This is a genomic window from Paenarthrobacter sp. 10N417, from assembly GCF_056394745.1.
The window spans coordinates 53,500-77,081 of the sequence record NZ_JBFTIL010000019.1; the positions used below are offsets into that span (position 1 = coordinate 53,500).

Genomic DNA, 23,582 nt, shown 5'->3' on the forward strand with positions numbered 1-23,582 from the left:
TTAGTCAGTGGCCGGGCATAGTATTGCCGTTGTGAGTCAGGAAGCATCCGGTAGCGCCCAAAGCGTGGGCAGCGAACCAGCCCGCAGCGCTCAGGATGCCCTGCGGGAACAGCGGCGAACCAGCATCCTCCACGTGGACATGGATGCCTTTTTCGTTTCCGTGGAATTGCGCAGCCGGCCAGACTTGCGGGGCAAGCCAGTAATCGTCGGCTTCCCTGCTGAACGTTCGGTTGTGTTATCGGCGTCCTACGAAGCCCGGGCCACAGGTGTGAAGTCAGCGATGCCGATGGCCATAGCCATGCGGATGTGCCCGGGCGCTGTCATCATCCACCCGCGCCACAAGCTCTACTACGAGGTTTCGGCGCAGCTCATGGAGATCTTCGCCTCCATCACGGATCTCGTGGAGCCGTTGAGCGTTGACGAGGCTTTCCTGGACGTCGGCGGTGCAATCCGCCGTCTCGGATCCCCCTTGGACATTGGCCATCTCATCCGCAAACGGGTTCGGTCTGAGCTTGGTATCACCGCTTCAGTGGGGATTGCCGGAACCAAATTTGTGGCCAAGATCGCATCCACCCGCTGCAAGCCGGACGGCATCCTCCAGATCGACGCCGAGGACACCATCCCGTACCTCCACAGCCTGCCCGTCAATGCCCTCTGGGGCGTCGGCGGCAAGACCGCCGAGGTGCTGGCACGCCTCGGCATACGGACGGTGGCCGACGTAGCAGCAACGCCCGTGGCATCGTTGAAAAAGGTCCTTGGCGCCAGCGGAGAGCATGTGCACCGACTGTCCCTGGGAATAGATCCCCGGCCAGTCACTCCTACCAGGCTGGAAAAGAGCATCGGGGCAGAAGAGACCTTCGCCACAGATTCGGCAGACGACGCCCTGGTGCAGCGGGAGCTCCTCAGGTTGTCCCATCGCACGGCAGCGCGGCTGCGAAGTTCCGGGATGCTGGCCCGAACCATAGCTTTGAAACTCCGATACGCCGACTTTTCCACTGTGACCCGTAGCCGGACGGTACATACTCCCGTTGACAGCGCCCAGCTTATTTACCAGGTTGCCGTGCAATTGCTGGAGTCCTTGGGGGCACGATCCATGAGCGTCCGTCTTGTAGGCGTCCGTGCTGAGCAGCTGGAACCGGCCGGCCAGGCGTCCCTGCAGCTCAGCCTTGACCGGCGGGATGACAACTGGCGGGCCGCGGAGCAGGCCCTTGACCGCGTTGCGGAACGCTTCGGCTCCAAAACCCTGCTCCCGGCCAGGCTCCTGGATCCGGGCAAGACTCCTGACGCCCAATGACCCCCGCGAAGCCGGGCAGGCGCCCTCCGCGCGTCTTTCAGAACAGCGCCTGACAAACTATCCTAATTAGTACAGATATTTAGATCGTCTGGACAGCTGTTTCCTGAGCAGTCGGTCCCAGGGTGTCCGCTAACAAAGCGGAAATTTTTGGGAACGCTTTTCGTGGCCCGATCGTTTTGGAAACAGACGCACAGGCCGCGATTCGTCCAGACGCTGGCTGACTAAAGGAGGTCGCGATGCCCCTCTCGGAGCATGAACAGAAGCTGCTTGAGCAACTTGAGAAGCAGCTTCATGAGGACGATCCGAAGTTTGCCAACACCATGGGTTCGGATCCCATCCGCAGCTGGTCAACCCGGCACGTGATAATTGGTGTCCTGGGTGCCATTGCAGGCATCCTTTTGCTGCTGGTTGGCGTGTCACTCCAACAGATTTTCGTTGGTGTCCTCGGCTTTGTCGTGATGGGTGCAGGTGTCTACTTTGCGACTCTTCGGGGCGCGGCGTTCGGCAAGGCCCGGAAGGGGAAAGCCGGAAAGTCAAAGTCCAAGAGTTCGTTCATGAGCAATCTTGAGGAGCGCTGGGACGAGCGTCGCCGCGACGACAATTGAGCGTGACCGCCAGCATTAGCCCGGAAACGGATCCTTCCAAGTAGCGATTCCATAATTACCTGCGCCGTAATTGGTGCATGCCCCTGAGTTGCAGGGGACACAAAAGACCCCTAACGGGTCTTTTTGCGTTTAACTGCACAGTCCTCCCAACTGCCCAGTCCTCCTTGCTGCACCATCCTCCACTTTCCACCCCTTCAGGATTGGCAGCCCACTGTGGAGCGGCAGCGACACCGTGCTGCGCCTGATTCCAGCGTGGCCCATTGAGGCGTGCACCCAGACCTGCCTCTGTCCTCCACTTCCCACCACGTCCGTGGATCCGCGCCATTACGCGCCTTCAGAAACTCAAAGTGGTGGAGAAACGCCCTGTTGTGCGTTGACTGTGGGGCTTTGTGGAGTAAAGTGGAGCACATAAGAGGGTATTGGCAGGGTTGGGTATGAACGGGCACCTTGACTGAGGGGCGGTGGGCCGGTGTTTCTTGGCACCCATTCCCCACGTCTTGATGAAAAGGGCCGGATCATACTTCCCGCGAAGTTCCGTGAGGAACTTGCCGAGGGCCTGGTTCTCACAAGGGGTCAGGAACGTTGCATTTACGTCTTCAGCCAGAAGGAATTCGAGCGCATTCACGAATCGATGCGGGAGGCGCCACTGTCCTCCAAGCAGGCTCGTGATTACATTCGGGTTTTCCTGTCTGGAGCCTCTGACGAGGTACCTGACAAGCAGGGGCGCGTGACGATTCCGCCGGCGCTCCGGGCCTATGCAGGGCTTGGCCGGGAATTGGCAGTTATCGGTGCCGGTACCCGCGCGGAGATCTGGGATGCCGAGGCTTGGAATGAATACCTCGCCGAGAAGGAAGCAGCCTTCTCGGAAACCGACGATGACAATCTGCCCGGGTTCATCTAACCGGCGGAGGGGGCCTTGGCCCCGGTTCTTGGATGGGATCTCCAGCCGCCCATCGAACTGTCTTCCTGGCTCAACTTCCCCTGAGCCAGGCCGGCGGAACGATAGGCGCGGATGGGGATCCGATCCAAGGAATTGAATGCAAGCGATTGAGGAAAGAGGAGGCAACGTGGCAGAGCAGGACGCGGCAAAGCCCACATCTGAGCGCCACGTGCCCGTCCTGAAGGACCGCTGCATCAACTTGCTCGCCCCCGGCTTCGAAGCAGCACGCACCCGTGGTGAGAGGCCGATCGTTATCGATGCGACGCTGGGCATGGGCGGCCACTCCGAGGCCATGCTGCAACGCTTCCCTGATCTGCACCTCGTGGGTATCGACCGCGATGAGGAAGCCTTGGCGTTGGCCGGTGCGCGGCTGGAACCTTTCTCGGATCGCACGGATTTAGTTCACGCGGTCTATGACGAAATCGAGGACGTCCTGGCGGATTTGGGTATCCCTGAGGTCCACGGCATCCTCATGGACCTGGGTGTATCGTCCTTGCAGTTGGATGAACGGGAGCGTGGCTTCGCCTACTCCTACGATGCTCCGTTGGACATGCGCATGGACACCAGCCGGGGGCAAACCGCGGCAGATGTCGTCAACAACTACAGCGAAGAAGACCTGGTCCGCATCATCCGCAAGTGGGGCGAAGAGAAGTTCGCCGGGCGGATTGCGAACAGGATCGTTACTGCCCGGGCTGAGAAGCCTTTCGCCACCACCGGAGAACTCGTTGAGCAAATCCGGGGCGTGGTACCTGCTGCCGCGGCCAAGAGCGGTGGCCACCCGGCCAAACGGACCTTCCAGGCGCTGCGTATCGAGGTCAACGAAGAGCTCGACGTCCTGGAACGGGCTGTTCCAGCCGCCGTCGCAGCGACGGCCATGGGCGGGCGGATTGTCGTGATGTCCTACCACTCCCTGGAGGACAAGATCGTAAAGTCCGTCTTCCAGGCCGGATCCAAGTCCTCAGCACCGCTCGGATTCCCCGTTGAACTCGAAGAACACAAACCCGAACTGAAAACGCTGACCAAAGGCACGGAAGTGCCTACGGCCGCAGAAATTGCCGAGAACCCCCGCGCGGCGTCTGCCCGACTCAGGGCCGTGGAGCGCATCAAGCCAAGGAGAGTCGCATGAGCACCGCCGCAGCGAAGACACTGCCCTCCTCCGTGGTAGGCAACACGGCCAGGGCACTCCCGGCTCCAGCAGGCAAGCCCGACGTCGGCCGAAAGGCGCGCACGCCGCTTTCGCTTGTGCGCAGCGTCCCCGGGAAGCGGCGCACTCCCTTTGTTGTCCTGTGCTTCGTGGTGATGGCGGCCGCCCTGCTGACGGTGCTCGTCCTTAACATCTCTGTATCCACAGCCCAGTACCGGTTGGTGCAGCTGAAATCAGAAGCAGCCACGCTGAACAAGGAAAACCAGGACCTGACACAGAAGAAGCAGAACTTCGAGGCTCCCCAGAATCTTGCTGCAAAGGCTGCAGAATTGGGAATGGTACAGTCCACCGTCAAGGGGCAGATTGATCTGAACACCATGGCGGTCACCGGAAAGGCAACCCCTGCTGTCAAGGGAGACAACCCCGCGGCGGTGATCGCCCCTCCGGCCGTTGCCGGCCAGCTTGATGTGGTTCCCTCGGTGACTACCAAGGATCCGTTGGAGAACCTCAAGCCGGCAACACCTGCAGCGCCTGCGGCCACACCGGCTGCTCCTGCTGCGAAGCCGGCTGCGCCTGCTGCCAAGCCGGCAGCACCCCCTGCGGAGCTTCACGGGGGATCAGTTCCCGCTCCCCAGCAGAAGGCACCAGGGCACTAGCCCACAAGATCACCGACGCAAGGCCAGCAGCAAGGAATCAACGTGGCGCAAAACCCCGGCAAATCAAAAAAGACCAAGGTGCCGGCGGCAAGGAAGCGGCTCCGGGTTGGTCTTGGCATCATGCTGACCCTGCTGTTGGTGGTGGGCGGAAAACTCTTCATGGTGCAGGGCCTCGATGTCGGGGGGATGGCCGAGGCCGCTCTTGCCAACCGGCTCACGCCGCAGGTACTGCCGGCCGAACGCGGCAGGATCCTGGACGCCAACGGTACTGTCCTCGCCAGCAGTGTCATCCGCTACAACATTGTTGTGGATCAGGTCCTGAACACTGCTACAGCTGAGTTCAAACGGTACAACGAGAAGACTGAAGAAATAGAGACGATCTCCCGGGACCAGGGGATCTCCGAACTGGCTTCGCTCCTCGGGGCTGACCCTGCCAAGGTCAGGGAGTCGCTCACTGGCGACAAGAAGTACTCTACGGTGGCCAAGGACGTGAAGCCGGAGCTTGAAGACCGCATCTCCAAGCTGCACATTCCGGGTGTGGCCGCCGAAGGCGTCAGTAAGCGTGTCTATCCGAACGGCAGCGTTGCAGGGGGCGTGGTGGGTTTCCTCCAGGATGGCACCACAGGCCAGGCAGGCATCGAGCAAACCCAGGACCAAGTGCTCCGCGGTACCGAGGGCAAGCGTGTTTTCGAGATTGGCGCGGATGGCCTCAGGATTCCCGTGGCCACCGATGAGCTCACACCAGCTGTCGATGGAAGCGACGTCAAGCTGACCCTCAATACAGACATCCAGTACTTCGCACAGCAGGCCATCCAAAGCCAGGTCAACAAGATGAACGCTGAGTGGGGTTCGATCATTGTGATCGACACCAAGACGGGCAACCTCATCGCCTTGGCCGACACGAACGCCCCGGACCCCAACGACCCCGGGAAGGTTGATGCCAAGGACCGCGGTGTGCGTTCTGTGACGGCCGCCTACGAGCCTGGATCCGTCGAGAAGATGATCACTGCCTCTGCCGTGATTGAGGAGGGAAAGTCCTTTCCGCTGGACCACTTCACCATCCCGCCCTCGTATACCATCGACGGTCAGACGTTCACCGATGCGTTCGAGCACGGCACCGAAGAACGCACGCTGGCCGGAATCCTGGGCTGGTCCATGAACACCGGCACCGTGATGGCGGGAAGCAGGCTGAGCAAAGAGCAGCGCTACGAATGGTTGAAGAAGTTCGGCGTCGGCGAACAAACGGACATTGGCCTTCCCGCGGAAGCGACGGGTATCCTCGCCAAGCCTGATCAGTGGGATGAACGCCAGCAGTACACGGTCCTGTTTGGTCAGGGAGTTTCGCAGTCGACGCTGCAAACCGTCCGGGCCTTCCAGACGATTGCCAACGACGGCGTGATGGTGCAGCCAAGGCTCATCGATAGTTACATCACGCCTGAGGGTGTAGAGCAGAAGGTGCCTGCCAAGGAGTCCCGGCAGGTGGTGTCCAAGGAGACTGCCCAACAAATGAAGGACATCCTGGAAAGCGCAGTGACCGAAGGACAGATCAAGGACGCGGCCATTGACGGGTACCGGGTGGGAGCAAAGACAGGCACCTCACAGGCGCCCCGGGAAGATGGACTCGCCGGCTTTGACGGGTATACGGCCTCGATGGTGGGGATGGCGCCCATGGATGACCCGCGCTTCATCGTGGAGGTAGTCCTGCAGCGTCCCCGGGGAAATATCTACGGCATCACCAATGGTCCCGTGTTCCGTTCGGTCATGTCCCAGGTCCTCAGGACCTACAACGTGGCGCCATCCACCGGCACCCCCGCGCGCCTGCCGCAGTTCGTCAAGTAAGCTTCTTGGGCGTCTGTTTCGGCCAAAGAATTTGATCCATCACTATCGGCTGGGCGCCGCTGGCCCCAAGCCGGTCGTTCCACCGAGCATCAACGGAGAACCACGTGTCAGAGCACAATGAGGCCGCTTTCCATGCCGAGACGCCCGAGACCGGCACCTCCGGCTTTCGTCCGGCGTCTGTGGCTGCAGTGCCTTTGTCGACCCTTGCGGAAGCCCTTGGTGTCCCCGTCCCGGCGGACGGCGACAACAAGGGAGTGACGGGGATCTCGCTGAACTCCCGGGCCATTGAACCGGGTGACCTTTACATGGCCCTGCCCGGCGCTTCGCGCCATGGAGCCGACTTTGTCCCACAGGCGGTCGAGGCCGGCGCCGTCGCAGTAGTCACTGATGACGCCGGGGCACGGCAGCTCGCCCTGGCAGGCGAGCAGCCCGTACCTGTCCTCATCGTCGACGAGCCGCGCGCCGTCGTCGGGCGTTTGGCGGCCCTGGTCTACCGCAGCCAGCCGGACGACGGCGGGTTCCCGACGCTGTTTGGAGTGACCGGGACCAACGGTAAAACGACTACAACATACTTCATCAACTCCTTGCTCCGTGCCCTGGGTAAAACCCCGGGACTCATCGGAACAATCGAGATCCTGGCCGGGGGAGATCCTATTCCGAGCCTGTTGACCACGCCGGAATCCACCGACGTCCATGCACTGCTCGCCTTGATGCGGGAACGCGGGCTGGAGGCTGCCTCCATGGAGGTGTCCTCCCACGCCGTTGCTTATCACCGCGTCGATGGCGTGATGTTCGACGTCGCCGGGTTCACGAACCTCACCCAGGACCACTTGGACCTGCACGGCAGCATGGAAGAGTACTTCCGCACCAAGGCCGAGCTGTTCACTGCCGGACGGGCACGCCAGGCTGTGGTGATGGTCGATGACGAGTGGGGCCGGAACCTGGCGCGAACAGCGGACATTCCGGTCACCACACTTACTGCCACGACAGGGGGCAGCCCTGCCGATTGGTCCGTTGCCTCAACAACCTCCCGTGGACTCGGCACCGATTTTGAACTGCGGCACACAGACGGCCGCGTCCTGCGCGTACACACTGGCTTACCGGGTGACTTCAACGTGGCGAACGCGGCCCTTGCCACGATCATGGTGTTGTCATCAGGCATAGATGTAGAGACCCTCCAAGGCGCACTGGACGCCCACGATCCCTTCACCGTGGCCGTTCCTGGACGAATGCAGCTCATCTCCACCGCGCCGGCGGCCGTGGTTGATTTTGCCCACAATCCCGACGCCCTGGCCCGCGCACTCCAGGCTGTGCGTTCACGTGAGGAAGGCTCCCGGGTGATCGTGGTGTTCGGGGCCACCGGGCAGCGGGACCAAAGCAAGCGTCCGACCATGGGCGCCATCGCGGCACGCTTGGCGGATATTGTCATTGTCAGTGACGACGACCCCCATGACGAGGATGCGGCGGCTATCCGGTCAGAGGTCCTCGCAGGTGCCCATGCCGCCCGTGAATCAGGGAACCTGAGCAGCCAAATCATCGAATCATCACCCCGGGATGCCGCCATCCGACTCGCCGTGGAGCTGGCCACTGCGAAGGACACCATCCTGATCGCTGGTCGTGGCCACGAGGTATGGCAAGAGGTCAAGGGCGTCAACCTGGCTCTCGACGACAGAGTGGAACTACGGACCGCCTTGACATCCAGGGGATTCAGCGTTTCAACGGACCAGCGGATAGAGTCCTAAACCGAGATGATTGCACTTACTGCGGCGGATATCGCCCACATCACCCATGGCCGTTTAACCGGAGACGGGGACATCGCGCCCACTTCCGTCGTCACTGATTCCCGGGAAGCTACACCTGGTTCGCTCTACGTGGCGAAGCCCGGCGAGCACGCAGATGGTCATGACTTCGTTGACGCTGCCTTCGAGCGGGGTGCCGTCCTGGTGTTGGCCGAACGCGAGGTCACTGACGTTGACGGTAAGCCGTATCCCGCCGTCGTTGTTGATGATGCCGTGCTCGCCATGGGAGCGCTTGCTGCCGAAGCAGTCCGCCGCATCCGCTCTGCCCGGGAACAGCGCGGCGAGGAATTTACGGTGATCGGCATTACTGGCTCCGCCGGCAAGACCACCACCAAGGACTTACTCGCCGGCGTGTTGTCCCAAGCGGGGCCCACGGTGGCTCCCCGGGGCTCATACAACGGTGAGGTTGGCGTCCCCCTGACGGTTTTTGCTGCCGATACGGACACCCGCTTCCTCGTCATCGAGATGGGTGCCACCGGCATCGGACACATCAAGTACCTCGTTGGGATGGTGCAGCCCGATATTGGTGTGGTGCTGGTGGTCGGCACCGCCCACGCCGGGGAATTCGGTGGTGTCGAAAACATCGCCACGGCCAAGGGCGAACTCGTCGAAGGGCTAAGTGAGCACGGCACCGCCGTCCTGAATCTGGACGACGGCCGCGTTGCCGCCATGAAGACCCGCACCACGGCCAAAGTCCTCGGCTTCAGTGCCTCTCCAGCGACGAACGAAGACGTGGAAGCGCGCAACGTTGTGGTCAACGCCGAAGGCCACCCCGAGTTTGAACTTGTACTGCCCGACGGCGGCCCTTCCGTTCACGTCCGAAGCCGCCTGATCGGCGGCCATCACGTGACGAACCTGCTGGCGGCTGCTGCTGCGGCATTTGCCGCGGGCATCCCTGCGGCAGACATTGCCTCCTCGCTTAGTTCCCAGTCCGCTGCCAGCCGCTGGCGCATGGAGCGAACCGAGCGCCCTGACGGTGTCACCATCATCAACGACGCGTACAACGCCAATCCTGAGTCGATGCGGGCTGCGCTGCGCACCCTCGCTGATCTTGGCCAAGGCAGGCGCACATGGGCCGTCCTTGGAGCCATGCTTGAGCTCGGCGAGGATTCCATCCGGGAGCACACTGCAGTGGGAACACAGGTGGTGCGCTTGAACATCTCCAGGCTCGTGGTGGTGGGACGCGAAGCGCGGGCCCTTTACATATCGGCCATCCAGGAAGGTTCGTGGGGGGACGAATGTTCGTTCACGGAGACTGCCGAAGAAGCCTACGAACTCCTGCAAAGGGAGCTGCAACCCGGAGACCTGGTCTTGTTCAAGTCCTCCAACGGCGTGGGGCTGAGGCATTTGGGCGATCGGATAGCATTACCCCCACGGGCCGAGTCCACCGGGGAAAGCGCGGCTGAAGATGCCGCAAGCGAAGGGAACGAGCTGCTGTGATTGCACTTTTGATCGGCGCCGGCGTCGCCCTCCTAGCGGCCCTGATAGGGACGCCCCTGTTCATCAGATTCCTGGTGGCCAAGAGCTATGGGCAGTTCATCCGCGATGACGGTCCCACCTCGCACCACACCAAGCGAGGCACGCCTACCATGGGCGGGACCGTGGTTGTTGCCGCGGTTCTGATCAGCTACTTCGTGACCCACTTGATCATGTGGATGATGAATCCACGGTCCGCGGGACCCTCCGCGTCCGGGCTGCTGCTGCTGTTCCTCATGGTGGGAATGGGCTTCGTTGGCTTCCTGGATGACTACATCAAGATTTCCAACAAGCGCAGTTTGGGCCTGAACGCCCGCGCCAAGCTGATCCTGCAAGCCGCCGTCGGCATCATTTTTGCCGTTCTGGTGCTGCAGTTTCCGAACGAGGACGGACTTCGTCCGGCTTCCACGCAAATTTCCCTCGTCCGCGACATCCCCTGGCTGGATCTCGCCTTTGGTGGGACCATCCTGGGCGCAATTCTCTTTGTCGTTTGGTCCAACCTCATCATCACCGCAGCAACCAACGGCGTGAACCTGACAGACGGCCTGGATGGGCTCGCGTCGGGAGCATCCATCATGGTGTTCGGCGCCTACACGATCATGGGGATCTGGCAGAACAACCAGGCCTGCGGTTCGCCGCGTGAGGCCGGCAGCGGTTGTTATCAAGTGCGCGACCCCATGGACCTGGCGCTCCTCGCGGCAATCCTGAGCGCTGCTTTGGTGGGCTTCCTCTGGTGGAATACATCACCGGCCAAGATCTTCATGGGTGACACCGGTTCCCTGGCAATCGGAGGCGCCGTTGCCGCTTTCGCGATCCTGTCCCGCACAGAACTTTTACTGGCCTTCATCGGTGGCTTGTTCGTCCTGATCACCCTTTCCGTCATCATCCAGGTGGGTTTCTTCAAGCTGTCAGGTGGCAAACGCGTCTTCAAGATGGCCCCATTGCAACATCACTTCGAACTGAAGGGGTGGGCAGAGGTCACGGTTGTTGTCCGCTTCTGGATCCTTGCCGGGCTCTTCGTGGCCGCCGGCCTTGGAATCTTCTACGCTGAATGGGTGGTGCTGCTGTGAATGCAAGCCAGGAGAGCGCGCCGTCGGCCAACGACCGCCTTAAGGATCTCACCAGTTGGGATGCCGACTGGAGTGGCTTGCGTGTAGTGGTGACGGGAATCGGCGTGTCCGGTTTTGCCGCCGCAGATACCCTCATCGAACTTGGTGCAAGAGTTGTGGTGGTGGATGCCTCCACCACGGCGAAAGCAAAGGCGCAGGCCGACACCCTGAAAATCGTGGGGGCGGTGGATGTACTGCTGGGCGAAGAGGCCGTGAAGGTCCTTCCCCTCATTGACGGCAACAAGCCGGAGCTCATTGTGACCTCGCCGGGGTGGCGCCCGGACCAAGCCCTGCTGGCCGCCGCCGCACGCAAGCACATTCCGGTGTGGGGCGACGTCGAATTAGCCTGGCGCGTCCGCGAACGGGCGGGCCGGAAGACCGCTGATTGGCTCACCATCACCGGCACCAACGGTAAGACCACCACGGTAGGGATGACCGAGTCCATGCTGCAGGCCGCCGGACTCAAAGCCATTGCCGTGGGGAACGTGGGCACGCCCATCCTTGACGCTCTCAGGGACCCGGTGGAGTACGACGCTTTTGCGGTGGAACTCTCAAGCTTCCAGTTGCATTGGAGCCATTCGTTGTCCCCGGTGGCCAGCGTATGCCTGAACGTGGCCGAAGACCACGTGGACTGGCATGGCTCCTACGCCTCTTACCTTGCCGATAAAGCCAAGGTCTACGAGAACACGCAGAAGGCGGCCATCTACAACGCCGACCAAATTGAAACCGAACGGATGGTGGAGAACGCTGACGTCGTGGAAGGTTGCCGTGCGGTCGGATTCACCACGAACACCCCCGGCATCAGCATGCTGGGTGTGGTGAATGGATTGTTGGTTGACCGCGCGTTCATCGAAGAGCGGAAAAACTCAGCCGCCGAACTCGCGTCCATCTCCGATCTTGGGCCAGTGGCACCACGCCACATGGTGGCCAACGCCTTGGCCGCCGCGGCCCTCGTGCGTGCTTATGGGGTTGAGCCTGCCGCCGTGAAGCAGGGCTTGGTCAACTATTTGCCTGGCGAGCATCGTATCCAGCTCGTGGCCAAACACGACGACGTCCTGTGGATCAATGATTCAAAGGCCACCAACCCCCACGCCGCTTCGGCCGCACTTTCAGCTTTCCACAACGTGGTCTGGATCGCAGGGGGCCTCTCCAAGGGCGTCAATTACGATGACCTCGTCAAGGAGCACGCCCCCCGCTTGAAGTCCGTGGTGCTCATCGGCACTGACACGGAGGCCTTGGAAGCGTCCCTCCAGCGACACGCACCGGATGTCCCCGTGATAGCCCAGCCCAAGGGCGACACTGAAAGTGTGCAGACCGCAGACGGTAACGCCTCCTCGCCGATTTTTGGTGAGACCATCATGGCCCAGGCTGTGAGGGCAGCGGCCAGCGTGGCGGAACCAGGTGACACCGTACTCATGGCTCCAGCGGCTGCATCCATGGATCAGTTCTCTTCCTACGCTCACCGTGGCGACGCTTTCGTCCAGGCAGTACGCGAGCTCGTGGAAGGGCAGGCAAAGACCACCGAGGAGTAACAATGGTCAGCACGCCCACCCGCAGCCGCGGCAAGGTTTCCGGGAACGTCGGAGCCGAGGCTCCGTCGGCTGCCCGCAAGAAGCCCGTCCGGCTCCGGGGCCATGTTCGCTCCTTCTGGGAAGGCCTGGAGGGCAAGAGCAAAGCGCCCAACAGCTCCACGTACTACCTCATTCTTGGATGCGCCCTGGCCCTCACGGCCATCGGTGTCATGATGGTGCTCTCTGCTTCCAGTGTGGAAGCGATTTCCGAAGGCAAGTCCCCGTACGCAGACGCGTTGAAGCAGGCGATGTTTGGCGTCGTTGGACTTGTGGCGATGTACCTGATCTCCCGGACCAACGTCAGCTGGATGAAGAGGCTGTCCTGGTGGGGACTCGGTGCCGTTGTGGTCCTGCTGATACTTGTCCAGGTTTTCGGCCGCAGCACACTGGGCAACCAGAACTGGATCGACATCGGCGGGATCAGCATCCAGCCCTCGGAAATTTCGAAGCTGGTTCTTTGTGTTTGGATAGCGGCGGTCCTGGCACGCAAGGAGAAGTACCTGCATCGCTGGATGCACGTGATCATCCCGGTGGTCCCCGGTGCTGCCCTGGTCCTTGGGCTGATCCTCGTGGGCAATGACCTGGGCACGGCGATCGTTGTCATGGCCATTGTGGCTGCGGGGTTGTACTTTGCCGGGGTTCCCACCAAGATGCTGGCCATTGCGGGCGTCGCGGGAGCCATTGGCGCTACGGCCATGACAATCATCAGTCCCAACCGGATCTGCCGGGTGACAGCCTGGTTGGGTATGGCAGGGGATTCCTGCACCGCAGATTCCGACTTCACCTACCAGTCCACCAACGGCATGTATGGATTGGCGCAGGGCAGTTGGACCGGACTTGGGTTGGGGCAGAGCAGGCAAAAATACAACTGGCTTCCCGAGGCCCACAATGACTTCATCTTTGCCATCATCGGCGAGGAACTGGGACTGGTGGGCACCCTTGTGGTCCTGGTGTTGTTCGCCATCCTTGGCATCGCCATTTTCCGTGTCGTTGTCCGGCAGACGGATCCGTTCCAGCGCACGCTCGCCGGTGGCATCATGGTGTGGCTCCTGGGACAGGCAAGCATGAACATGGCCGTGGTGACCCAGCTGCTTCCAGTGATCGGTGTCCCGCTGCCTTTCATTTCTGCAGGTGGCTCGGCCTTGGTGATGTCGCTGTGCGGCGTGGGCGTAGTGTTGTCCTTGGCCCGCGGACAGTTGCCACCACAACAGCGTCCCAGGCTCTTGCCGCGTCGTTTGTCCAAGACCGCACGAAAGCGTAAATAGCACTTCATGACTTCAGATTCCCCCCACGCGTCCAAGCCGTTGTCCGTCGTGCTTGCAGGCGGTGGTACGGCCGGCCATGTCAGTCCGTTGCTGGCCATCGCGGACGCAATCAAGGAAAAGCGTCCGGAAGCTGCCATCCTGGCTGTCGGCACGCCGTCGGGCCTGGAAACCAGGCTTGTCCCGGCGGCCGGGTACGAGCTCGCCACTATTGACCGTGTCCCTTTGCCAAGAAAACCGTCCCTTGATCTCGTGAAGCTTCCGGGGCGCTTGAGGGGAGCAGTCAAGCAGGCGGAACGAATCCTGAATGACGCACAGGCCGATGTGCTGGTGGGTGTGGGCGGCTACGTGTGCACGCCCATGTATTTGGCCGCCCGCAGGCGCGGTACGCCTATCGTGATCCACGAGGCCAACATGAAGGCGGGGCTGGCGAACCGCGTGGGTGCACGGTTCAGCCGCCATGTTGCCGTGGCGTTTGCCGGTACGCGCCTTCGCGGCGCCCGCCACGTGGGAATGCCCATGCGCCCCGCCATCTCAGGACTGGACCGCACCAAGGCCGCGCCTGCTGCCAAGGCTTCGCTGGGCCTCAATCCGGACCGTCCTGCCTTGATCGTGACTGGCGGGTCCTCCGGAGCACTGAGCATCAACCGTGCTGTGGCTGCTGCCTTGCCCGCGCTGGCAGCTGCCGGGATCCAGACACTGCACATCACCGGTACCGGAAAGGCTGTTCTGGATAACGACGGCGGACTCCTCGCCGCTGATGGCTACCGGCAGGTGGAGTACGTGGATGGAATGGAGAATGTCTACGCTGCTGCAGACATCCTGCTCGCCCGTGCCGGGGCCGCAACCGTCAGCGAAGTGGCAGCAGTAGGGGTTCCAGCGGTGTTCGTGCCCTTGCCGATCGGCAACGGTGAGCAAGCCCTTAATGCAGCTGCCTTGGTGGAGGCCGGCGGAGCGCTGATGGTCCAGGACAAAGAATTCACCCCGGAATGGCTCAAAGAAGAACTCATTCCACTCGTATCGGACCGCGGCAGGCTGGACGACATGGCCCGCAGGTCCGAGGCCCTTGGCATCAGAAACGCCGATCAGCGCATGGCTGATCTTGTCTTGGAAGCGGTATCCGCATGACGCACGCGATTGCACCACTCGAGTCCCTTGGACGAGTACATTTCATCGGCATCGGCGGCGTGGGAATGTCAGCCATCGCCCGGATCATGGTGGCCCGGGGCGTTCCCGTGAGTGGTACGGACGCCAAGGACCTTCCAGTCATGCATGACCTGACCGCAGCAGGTGCCCGTATTGCCGTGGGATACGACTCCGCCAATTTGGGTGACGCCCAAACTGTTGTTGCCGGCTCCGCAATCCGTGCTGACAATCCTGAGTTGTCTGCGGCACGCCAGGCCGGTTTGCCCGTCCTGCATCGTTCCGAGGCATTGGCTGCCACCATGGACGGCCACAGGGTGGTCACCATCGCCGGTACGCACGGCAAATCCACTACCACCTCCATGGTCGCGGTCCTGCTCAAGGAAGCAGGGTTGGATCCGTCGTTCGCCATTGGCGCGAACGTCCCGGCACTGGGAGTCAACGCGGCTCATGGTTCCTCGGATATTTTCGTGGCTGAAGCGGACGAGTCCGATGGTTCGTTCCTCAACTACCGTCCTCTGATCGCCGTCGTCACCAACGTGGAAGCGGACCATCTGGACCACTACGGAACCGCTGAAGCTGTCTATGCCTCCTTTGATAACTTCGCGGCGCTCCTGCCGCCCCACGGAGTCCTTCTGGCATGTGCGGACGACGAGGGCGCCCGCGCCTTGGCGCAGCGGACAGCCGCCAAGGGAACCACTCGCGTGCTTACGTACGGGACAAGTCACGACGCCGATATCCGCCTTCACGATGGTGGCCCGGGTGATGTCTCGGTAGCAGTCGATGGAGTCGGGTACGACTTGGACCTGCAGGTCCCGGGAAGGCATAACGCGCTCAATGCGGCTGCCGCGTTCGCCGTGGCCTTGGAGCTTGGCGTAGCGCCCGGGACGGCGGCTACGGCACTTGGACACTTCACCGGTGCGTCCCGGCGCTTTGAACTCAAAGGGCAGGGGAGGGGCGTGCGTGTATACGACGACTACGCCCACCATCCAACTGAAGTGCGTGCGGCCCTTTCCGCCGCGCGCTCTGTGGCCGGCGGCAACAAAGTCCACGTTCTCTTCCAACCGCATTTGTTTTCACGGACCCGGGAATTCGCTGCGGAGTTTGCAGCGGCACTGGACGCTGCGGACACGGCGCTGGTCCTGGACATCTACCCTGCCCGTGAAGACCCCATCCCCGGCGTCACTAGTTCGTTGATTGCTGACCGGCTCTCCCAAGGACGGCTGGTCTCTGGTGACGAAGCTGTGGATGCTGTTGTGGCGTCCGCTGGCGAGGGGGACATAGTGCTGACAGTGGGAGCCGGAGATGTCACTGCTTACGGCCCGGTGATTGTGGAGGCGCTGGGTGGCTAGCACCCGTAAGCCAACCTTCAAGCCCGGGGCAGATTCCAGCCGGGAGAACAAGAGCCGTTCGGCCGGTGGTTCCCCGGACAGTGTCATCAGCGCCCAACGTTCAGTCGGGCCATCTCCAGTGACGAGTACGGTCAAGCAGAGCAGCGCGGACAACGTCATTGCTTTTCCCGAGCCAAAGGGCAAACGCAAACGCAGGCTCCTGCTGTGGACGCTCTGCATCATTACGGCCTTCGTAACGGTGCTCATAGTGGGTGCCATCTATTCGCCCGTGCTCGCGGTCCGGACCATCACTGTGGACGGCACCAAGCTAGTGACGCCTGAGACTGTGCAGAAGGCTTTGTCAGGTGTCGAGGGCAAGCCGCTGCCGCAGGTGAGCGAGCAGGAAGTCAAGGAGCTCCTGAAACCCTTGGTCCAGGTGCGTTCGGCAACTGTGGAGGCAAGGCCGCCGTCGGAATTGCTCGTGCACGTCAATGAGCGCGTACCAGTGGCCCTGTTGAAGCAAGGCGACTCGTTTGTGATGGTGGATGTAGACGGAGTCCAGTTGGGAGCCACACAGGATCAGTCTGCGGTTGCGCTGCCCCTGATCGACGCTGGTGCGGGTGCCACCAACACTGGGTTGTTTAAAGCCATTGCGGCTGTCCTGAACACTTTGCCGGCCGATGTGCTTGCGAGGATGTCCACCGCATCCGCTGCGTCGCCTGATGCCGTGGAGCTGAAACTGGTGGACGGAAAGACGGTAGTGTGGGGCAATGCCGAGGACAAGGAACTGAAGGCGAAGGCGCTTGAGGCACTACTTAAGATGCCGCCGGATCCCAAAGTTCCCGTGAACGTCTACGACGTCAGCGTGCCCCGGCATCCATTCACCAAATAAAGAGCATTGAGCACGTAACCTGCGGGCCTCGGTGACCTTATTTCGCGACAATCAAGCGACACGCGCAAGCGGTCATTGCATGTGCGAAGCGGAGGAAATACCGTCGCAGTAGAGTTACTTGACATAACTATAACCTTCAACTAGAGGGTTAAGGTCCAAGGATTCAAGTTGGACTCGATCAGTTTCGCTATAGGACACAAGCAAGGGGCACGAAACGTGGCAGCACCGCAGAATTACTTGGCCGTCATCAAGGTCGTCGGCATCGGCGGCGGTGGCGTGAACGCAGTCAACCGCATGATCGAGGTCGGCCTCAGGGGCGTCGAGTTCATTGCCATCAACACTGACGCGCAAGCGCTCCTCATGAGTGATGCCGATGTCAAGCTCGACGTCGGTCGCGAGCTTACGCGCGGCCTTGGCGCCGGAGCCAACCCCGAGGTCGGCAAGCAGGCCGCCGAAGACCACGCTGACGAGATCGAAGAAGTTCTCCGCGGCGCTGACATGGTCTTCGTAACGGCTGGCGAAGGTGGTGGCACCGGTACTGGCGGAGCCCCTGTAGTCGCACGCATCGCCCGCTCCCTGGGTGCGCTGACCATTGGCGTGGTGACCCGCCCCTTCACTTTCGAAGGCCGCCGTCGTGCGGGCTCTGCCGAGGCCGGCATCGACGCCCTGCGTGATGAAGTCGACACCCTGATCGTCATCCCCAACGACCGACTCCTGTCCATCAGCGATCGCAACGTCTCCGTCCTGGACGCTTTCCGCTCAGCTGACCAGGTACTGCTTTCCGGTGTCCAGGGCATTACGGACCTCATCACCACCCCGGGCCTCATCAACCTCGACTTCGCCGACGTCAAATCCGTCATGCAGGGTGCGGGCTCTGCGCTCATGGGTATCGGATCCGCCCGTGGCGAAGACCGCGCAGTGAAGGCTGCCGAGTTGGCCATCGCCTCGCCACTCCTGGAAGCCTCCATCGACGGCGCGCATGGCGTGCTGCTGTCCATCCAGGGTGGTTCAGACCTCGGCTTGTTCGAAATCAACGAGGCAGCCCGCCTGGTGCAGGAAGTCGCGCACCCGGAGGCAAACATCATCTTCGGCGCGGTCATCGACGACGCCCTTGGCGACGAAGCCCGCGTCACCGTCATTGCCGCTGGATTCGACGACGTCAAGGCAACCTCTCCGTCCATGGACCAGTCGCGTCCGGCGCAGAACCCCGTGCCTGCCGAGCGTCCTGCTGCGCCAAACACGGCTCCTTCCAACGCAAACGCACCGCAGCATGCAACTGCAGGCATCGGCGCGGCAGGCTTGAGCAATTGGGGCCAGCAGCGTCCGTCGGCGCTCCCGGCGGACTCCGGCTTCGACGTCGACCTTCCTGCCGTTGTTGAGCCGGACCTGTCGGGCAGCCGCTCGGATGACCTCGACGTTCCTGATTTCCTGAAGTAAGCGGGCTTCGAGAGTCAATATCCCGTGTTTTGGTGGCGCAATGAAGTACAGCCCGGCGTTTCTGTGGCCTTCACGGACACAGGCGCCGGGAACCTGGCCCTCCATGTGGGGGACAACCCCGGGGATGTGACCGAGCGTCGTGCCCGGTTGGACGATGCTGCGAACCTGGGAAACCGTAGCTTTCAGTACATGGACCAGGTTCATGGCAATGAGGTCGCCCTTATTTCGAGCTACGGTCCCGGTCCCACTGCGGATGCAATGGTTTCCATGCCTTCAGGTAGCCAGGCTGCCCAGCCATTGTCCGTCATGGTGGCTGATTGTGTTCCTGTGGTCCTTGTTGGAGATGCAGGCGATCGTGGTCCCATCATCGCTGTCGCGCACGCAGGACGTCCAGGCGTGGCCTCTTCCGTTGTCCCGGCAACCGTCAACGAGCTTCGCAGGCTCGGTGCCCTGAACATCCGCGCCTGGCTGGGGCCCTCTATTTGTGGATCCTGCTATGAGGTTCCCGAGCAGCTTCGCGAAGATGTTGCCACGGTGGCACCCGCCGCCTGGTCGAGTACATCGTGGGGAACGCCTGCTTTGGACCTTCCTGCCGGTGTTCGCGCCCAGTTGGCTGAGGGCGACGTCACGGTTGAGTATTCAGGGGAGTGCACCCTGGAAAATGACTCCCTTTTTTCCTACCGGCGGGATTCCCGTACGGGTCGATTCGCAGGTTTGGTGTGGACTCATGACTAACCTTGGACATGACGATGCCCTGTCCGGCGATGCCCCGTCCGGCGTTGCGGCTTCGGATGCACGCACCACTGAACTCGCCCGCCGGCTCGAGGTCGTTAAGACACGGATTGCAGCGGCGACGGCTGCGGCGGGACGTACGGATCGGCCCGGGCTGATCGTCGTGACCAAGTTCCATCCGGCAGCTGATGTGCGGCGACTGTCCACGCTCGGAGTCCGGGATGTCGGCGAGAACCGGGACCAGGAGGCCGCGGGGAAAAGTGCCGAGCTCGCAGACCTGGACGTCCGATGGCACTTCATTGGCCAGTTACAGAGCAAAAAAGCGAAATCCGTGGCCAAATACGCCTACTCGGTGCAGTCAGTAGATCGTCTACAGGTGATCGACGCCCTGGAAAAAGCAGTCGCCCGTGAACAGGACGTCACCGGGCGGAAAGACCTTGAGTGCTACATCCAAGTCAGTTTGGATGACGACGCCGGGGCGCACCGTGGTGGTGCCCATCCCTCGGAGGTGGAATCCCTCGCGGCAAAGATCGCTTCCGCGCCCGGACTGAGGCTTGCTGGAGTAATGGCTGTGGCCCCGCTGGGCGCCGATCCGGAAGGGGCGTTTGAACGACTTGCGGTTGTTTCCGCGGAACTGCGGGCCAATCATCCGGCTGCTTCAGGAATATCAGCAGGCATGAGCCAGGACCTTGAAGCCGCTATCAAGTTCGGGGCGACACACCTGAGAATTGGCTCCGATATTCTCGGTTCGCGTCCGGCCGTGGGGTAGCGTCAAAGTATTGGAATGACGGGCCGGGGTTCCAATATGTCAAGTCATGGCGGCCCGCCTACTGCAGAAACGATAGGAGTGCACCATGGCTGGCGCTCTGCGCAAGACAATGATCTATCTTGGGCTCGCCGACGGCGATGAACACTACGAATCTGAGCAGGCCGTCGCGCACCACGACGAAGAACGCCCCCAGGCACAGGACCGGGAAGAGCGCCGAGCGCCTGCACCCGTCCGGGAAGTTGTCCGTGAAATGCCCACTGTTGACGCCGAAGAGGAATACCGCGCACCCGTGACACCCATTAAGCGTGCGGCGTCCAGCCGCGAAGATGCCTCGGGTTTGAGGCAGATCACCACAGTTCATCCGCGTTCTTATAATGACGCCAAAATTATTGGCGAGAGCTTCCGGGATGGCATTCCCGTGATCATGAATGTCACCGACATGGGCGAGGCAGACGCCAAGCGCCTGGTGGACTTCTCGGCCGGTTTGGTCTTTGGCCTCCACGGCAGCATCGAAAGGGTTACCAACAAGGTCTTCCTGTTGTCGCCGTCGTATGTGGAAGTCATTGGGGACGACAAGAAGGCCAGCGAAACCCAGGCCAGCTTCTTCAACCAGAGCTAAGAACGATCGCTACGAGGATGCCAGGCGGGTCAACCTGCCTGGCATCTGTGTTGCAATAGTAAGGACCGGTCGGCGTTTCAAGAGCAGGGACTGATCGGCATTCCGGAACAAGTGGGAGATCTGAGCTAACTCGTGGGCATTGTTTTCGGCCTTATCTATATTGTGTTGTTGCTGTTTTTCATTGCCCTTATCATCAGGCTGATCTTCGAATGGGTTCAGATGTTCGCCCGTCAATGGCGGCCCCGCGGTGTGGCATTGGTAACAGCCCATGTTGTCTACTCCGTGACAGACCCACCACTGAGAAGGCTTCGCAGGTTGATACCGCCACTGCAAATGGGTGGAATCTCCTTGGACCTGGGCTTCCTGATCCTGATTATCGCCGTGAGCATCGCCATGGCGGTGAGCAGCGGCCTGGCGTAGCTGCGCACTGATGCTGTACCGCGGAACCGAGGGCTCGCGAGGGTTCGAAGGCCGCAAATTCTCCAATTCAACACGATGGTGTTGAATTGGAGGAACCAGATGATATTTAGGTACCGTAGTTTTGAACGGCCGGAAGGCCTACTGACTAACTAGACCAACGAGGTGACCAGATGGCTTTGACGCCAGAAGACGTTGTCAACAAGCGCTTTCAGCCGACCAAGTTCCGCGAAGGCTACGACCAGGACGAGGTAGATGACTTCCTCGACGAGATCGTGGTTGAACTGCGCCGCCTGAACCAGGAGAACGACGAACTTCGCAAGAAGCTCGGCSAAGCTGGCTCGGCTGTGCCCGCGGCAACTGCTGCGGCTCCGGTCGTCGAGAAGGTTCCGGCCCCGGTTAAGGTGGACAAGGAAGCCGAGGCCAAGGCGGAAGCCGAGGCGAAGGCTGCTGAAGCTGCCAAGAAGAAGGAAGCCGAGCAGGCCGCTGCGGCTGCCGCCGCTGCCAAGGCACCTGCTCCCAGCAACGGTGTGACGCCTACTGCTGAGTCCGCTGCAGGACTGCTGGCCATGGCGCAGCAGATGCACGACAAGCACGTTGCCGACGGTGCACAGCAGAAGGAAAAGATTATCGCTGAGGCGCAGATCGAGGCTTCCAGTCTCGTCAACGACGCCCAGGAGAAGTCCCGCAAGATCCTTGGCGCCCTTGAGCAGCAGCGTTCGGTCCTGGAACGCAAGGTTGAGCAGCTCCGTGGCTTCGAACGCGACTACCGCTCGCGCCTGAAGGCCTACATCGAGGGCCAGCTGCGCGACCTCGACGCCCGTGGTTCCGTCGCTGCCCCTGAGGTCGGCGAAGCAACCGCAGACGTTTAGCAAGTATTCTAAAAGCCGGTGGCTGAGGTCTCCTCTGCCACCGGCTTTTGCTGTTAACACCCTGGTAGCAGCCCACAACGCTCCACGAACGAAAGCACTATGACCGACGACCTCACCGACGACGCATCGCGGCCGGCACTTCCCGTCCGACGCAAATGGCGTCCTGCAATGATCTGGCTCTTTGCGGGTTTTGCAGTTTTTGCCTACGCCTTTGACCAGCTCACCAAGCTTTGGGTGACCAGCACCATGACGGAAGGTGAGCGGATTCCAGTGCTGCCACCGTTGCTGCACTGGTACTACATCCGCAATTCCGGGGCTGCTTTTTCCATTGGTGAGAATGTCACATGGGTCTTCACGATCGTCATGGCCGGGGTTTCCGTTGCCATTCTTTTGCAGTTGCGGCGGCTCGGCTCCGCCTGGTGGGCATTGTCGCTTGGGCTGCTGCTCGGTGGCGCATTGGGCAATCTGACGGATCGATTGTTCCGTGAACCGTCCTTTGCCATGGGTCATGTGGTGGATTTCATCCAGGTACCGAACTTTGCCATCTTCAACATCGCCGACTCAGCCGTGGTGTCCGGCGTTGTGATCATTTGCCTGCTGACCCTGCGCGGGGTGGGCATGGACGGCACCCGGCAAGTGGCAGCACCAAAAACAGCCAAGCCAGCCGAGCCCGCTGGGGGCTCCAATGAGGAGAGCGTCGGTGAGTGAGTCGCTTGTGGTGCCTGAGGACCTTGCAGGAGCGCGGGCTGACGCTGGACTTGCACGTTTGCTGGACATTTCCCGTTCTGCTGCGGCACTGCTGATTGCCGAAGGCAACGTCACCAGTGGCGGTGCGGCTCTCGGCAAATCGGCAAAGCTTGTTGCGGGCGCGGTGTTGGACGTCACGGTTCCCGAGCGGCCGGATCCCCTGGAAGTCGTGGAGGAAGTTGTGGAAGGCTTGAAGATCCTGTTGGATGACGAGGAATTCGTTGTCATCGACAAGCCAGTGGGAGTAGCGGCGCATCCGTCGCCGGGCTGGGTGGGACCCACGGTGGTCGGCGGCCTGGCTGGAGCCGGGTACCGGATTTCGACGTCGGGAGCACCCGAGCGTGCGGGCATTGTCCACAGGCTCGACGTCGGCACTTCCGGCGTGATGGTTGTGGCTAAGACGGAGCATGCTTACACGGTCCTCAAAAGGGCTTTCAAGGAGCGGACGGTGGACAAGGTCTACCACGCGGTTGTCCAAGGACTTCCGGATCCACTTGAGGGCACTATTGATGCCCCGATCGGCCGCCACCCTGGCCACGACTGGCGCTTTGCAGTTATAGAAGACGGCCGGCCCTCGGTGACCCACTACGAGGTTCTGGAAGCCTTTGGTAAAGCTACGTTGGTGGAGGTGCACCTGGAAACGGGCCGGACGCACCAGATCAGGGTCCACTTCTCTGCTTTGCGGCACCCTTGCGCCGGCGATCTCACCTACGGTGCTGATCCCCGTCTTGCAGCAAACTTGGGACTCACCCGACAGTGGCTTCATGCACGGCAACTGGGCTTCACGCACCCGCGGACCGGCGAGTGGGTGGAAGTCACCAGCGACTACCCAGCGGACCTTCAATACGCCTTGGACCTGCTGGCCACGGGCTCAGCCTAGGCAATCCTTCCGGGCCGGCCCGGTCCAAGGTTCCCTATTTTGTCGGAG

General features: G+C 61.5%; 22 protein-coding genes. All 22 read left to right on the plus strand.

Annotated elements, in window-relative coordinates; genetic code table 11:
- Positions 1–31: 31 nt before the first annotated feature.
- The 22 genes from dinB to AC1DCM_RS20460 all read left to right on the plus strand — a co-directional run bounded on the left by dinB (position 32) and on the right by AC1DCM_RS20460 (position 23,534).
- Positions 32–1,294 (plus strand): DNA polymerase IV, encoded by a 1,263-nt coding sequence (gene dinB / locus AC1DCM_RS20355; RefSeq protein ID WP_477519494.1) that lies wholly within the window; start codon positions 32–34, stop codon positions 1,292–1,294.
- 236 nt (positions 1,295–1,530) lie between these two features.
- The gene (locus AC1DCM_RS20360; RefSeq protein ID WP_224167050.1) at positions 1,531–1,899 is read left to right on the plus strand and encodes a DUF3040 domain-containing protein; all 369 of its coding nucleotides are present in this window, start codon (positions 1,531–1,533) and stop codon (positions 1,897–1,899) included.
- A gap of 469 nt (positions 1,900–2,368) precedes the next feature.
- Complete coding sequence (mraZ, locus tag AC1DCM_RS20365; protein WP_223936683.1) at positions 2,369–2,800, plus strand: division/cell wall cluster transcriptional repressor MraZ; 432 nt, start codon at positions 2,369–2,371, stop codon at positions 2,798–2,800.
- A 136-nt stretch (positions 2,801–2,936) separates the two neighbouring features.
- Positions 2,937–3,965, plus strand: a complete 1,029-nt coding sequence (gene rsmH / locus AC1DCM_RS20370) for a 16S rRNA (cytosine(1402)-N(4))-methyltransferase RsmH (protein WP_477519495.1) — start codon at positions 2,937–2,939, stop codon at positions 3,963–3,965.
- On the plus strand, positions 3,962–4,639 hold the full coding sequence (gene ftsL / locus AC1DCM_RS20375; RefSeq protein ID WP_477519496.1) for a cell division protein FtsL: 678 nt from the start codon (positions 3,962–3,964) through the stop codon (positions 4,637–4,639). The genes rsmH and ftsL overlap by 4 nt, the downstream gene beginning before the upstream one ends.
- A gap of 42 nt (positions 4,640–4,681) precedes the next feature.
- Entirely contained in the window at positions 4,682–6,478 is a 1,797-nt protein-coding gene (locus AC1DCM_RS20380; protein ID WP_477519497.1) for a peptidoglycan D,D-transpeptidase FtsI family protein, read from the plus strand.
- 104 nt (positions 6,479–6,582) lie between these two features.
- The gene (locus AC1DCM_RS20385) at positions 6,583–8,220 is read left to right on the plus strand and encodes a UDP-N-acetylmuramoyl-L-alanyl-D-glutamate--2,6-diaminopimelate ligase (protein WP_477519498.1); all 1,638 of its coding nucleotides are present in this window, start codon (positions 6,583–6,585) and stop codon (positions 8,218–8,220) included.
- Between the two features lie 6 nt (positions 8,221–8,226).
- Positions 8,227–9,717: a UDP-N-acetylmuramoyl-tripeptide--D-alanyl-D-alanine ligase gene (locus AC1DCM_RS20390; protein ID WP_477519499.1), complete on the plus strand. Its 1,491-nt coding sequence runs from the start codon at positions 8,227–8,229 to the stop codon at positions 9,715–9,717.
- On the plus strand, positions 9,714–10,823 hold the full coding sequence (mraY, locus tag AC1DCM_RS20395; RefSeq protein WP_442005579.1) for a phospho-N-acetylmuramoyl-pentapeptide-transferase: 1,110 nt from the start codon (positions 9,714–9,716) through the stop codon (positions 10,821–10,823). The genes AC1DCM_RS20390 and mraY overlap by 4 nt, the downstream gene beginning before the upstream one ends.
- Positions 10,805–12,394, plus strand: a complete 1,590-nt coding sequence (murD, locus tag AC1DCM_RS20400; RefSeq protein WP_477519500.1) for a UDP-N-acetylmuramoyl-L-alanine--D-glutamate ligase — start codon at positions 10,805–10,807, stop codon at positions 12,392–12,394. Before mraY ends, murD begins: the two co-directional genes overlap by 19 nt.
- A 2-nt stretch (positions 12,395–12,396) precedes the next feature.
- Entirely contained in the window at positions 12,397–13,698 is a 1,302-nt protein-coding gene (gene ftsW / locus AC1DCM_RS20405) for a putative lipid II flippase FtsW (protein WP_442005577.1), read from the plus strand.
- Between the two features lie 6 nt (positions 13,699–13,704).
- Positions 13,705–14,823: an undecaprenyldiphospho-muramoylpentapeptide beta-N-acetylglucosaminyltransferase gene (gene murG, locus AC1DCM_RS20410; RefSeq protein ID WP_477519501.1), complete on the plus strand. Its 1,119-nt coding sequence runs from the start codon at positions 13,705–13,707 to the stop codon at positions 14,821–14,823.
- A complete protein-coding gene (gene murC / locus AC1DCM_RS20415) occupies positions 14,820–16,190 on the plus strand; it encodes a UDP-N-acetylmuramate--L-alanine ligase (RefSeq protein WP_477519502.1) in 1,371 nt (456 codons plus the stop codon). Before murG ends, murC begins: the two co-directional genes overlap by 4 nt.
- Complete coding sequence (locus tag AC1DCM_RS20420; protein WP_477519503.1) at positions 16,183–17,061, plus strand: cell division protein FtsQ/DivIB; 879 nt, start codon at positions 16,183–16,185, stop codon at positions 17,059–17,061. Before murC ends, AC1DCM_RS20420 begins: the two co-directional genes overlap by 8 nt.
- A 216-nt stretch (positions 17,062–17,277) precedes the next feature.
- Complete coding sequence (gene ftsZ, locus AC1DCM_RS20425; RefSeq protein ID WP_442005573.1) at positions 17,278–18,498, plus strand: cell division protein FtsZ; 1,221 nt, start codon at positions 17,278–17,280, stop codon at positions 18,496–18,498.
- Between the two features lie 24 nt (positions 18,499–18,522).
- The gene (locus AC1DCM_RS20430) at positions 18,523–19,233 is read left to right on the plus strand and encodes a purine nucleoside phosphorylase YfiH/LACC1 family protein (RefSeq protein WP_477519504.1); all 711 of its coding nucleotides are present in this window, start codon (positions 18,523–18,525) and stop codon (positions 19,231–19,233) included.
- The gene (locus AC1DCM_RS20435; RefSeq protein WP_477519505.1) at positions 19,226–19,999 is read left to right on the plus strand and encodes a YggS family pyridoxal phosphate-dependent enzyme; all 774 of its coding nucleotides are present in this window, start codon (positions 19,226–19,228) and stop codon (positions 19,997–19,999) included. Before AC1DCM_RS20430 ends, AC1DCM_RS20435 begins: the two co-directional genes overlap by 8 nt.
- 85 nt (positions 20,000–20,084) lie before the next feature.
- Positions 20,085–20,618 carry a cell division protein SepF gene (locus AC1DCM_RS20440; protein WP_216922977.1) on the plus strand — a complete coding sequence of 178 codons (534 nt, stop codon included), beginning with the start codon at positions 20,085–20,087 and terminating at the stop codon, positions 20,616–20,618.
- Positions 20,619–20,750: 132 nt separating this feature from the next.
- Positions 20,751–21,038: a YggT family protein gene (locus tag AC1DCM_RS20445; RefSeq protein WP_442005570.1), complete on the plus strand. Its 288-nt coding sequence runs from the start codon at positions 20,751–20,753 to the stop codon at positions 21,036–21,038.
- Between the two features lie 170 nt (positions 21,039–21,208).
- Positions 21,209–21,907, plus strand: coding sequence for a DivIVA domain-containing protein (locus AC1DCM_RS20450; RefSeq protein WP_477519506.1), 699 nt, complete (start codon positions 21,209–21,211; stop codon positions 21,905–21,907).
- A 99-nt stretch (positions 21,908–22,006) separates the two neighbouring features.
- Complete coding sequence (gene lspA, locus AC1DCM_RS20455) at positions 22,007–22,615, plus strand: signal peptidase II (protein ID WP_477519507.1); 609 nt, start codon at positions 22,007–22,009, stop codon at positions 22,613–22,615.
- Entirely contained in the window at positions 22,608–23,534 is a 927-nt protein-coding gene (locus AC1DCM_RS20460) for an RluA family pseudouridine synthase (RefSeq protein ID WP_442005567.1), read from the plus strand. The genes lspA and AC1DCM_RS20460 overlap by 8 nt, the downstream gene beginning before the upstream one ends.
- The last annotated feature ends 48 nt before the right edge of the window (positions 23,535–23,582 follow it).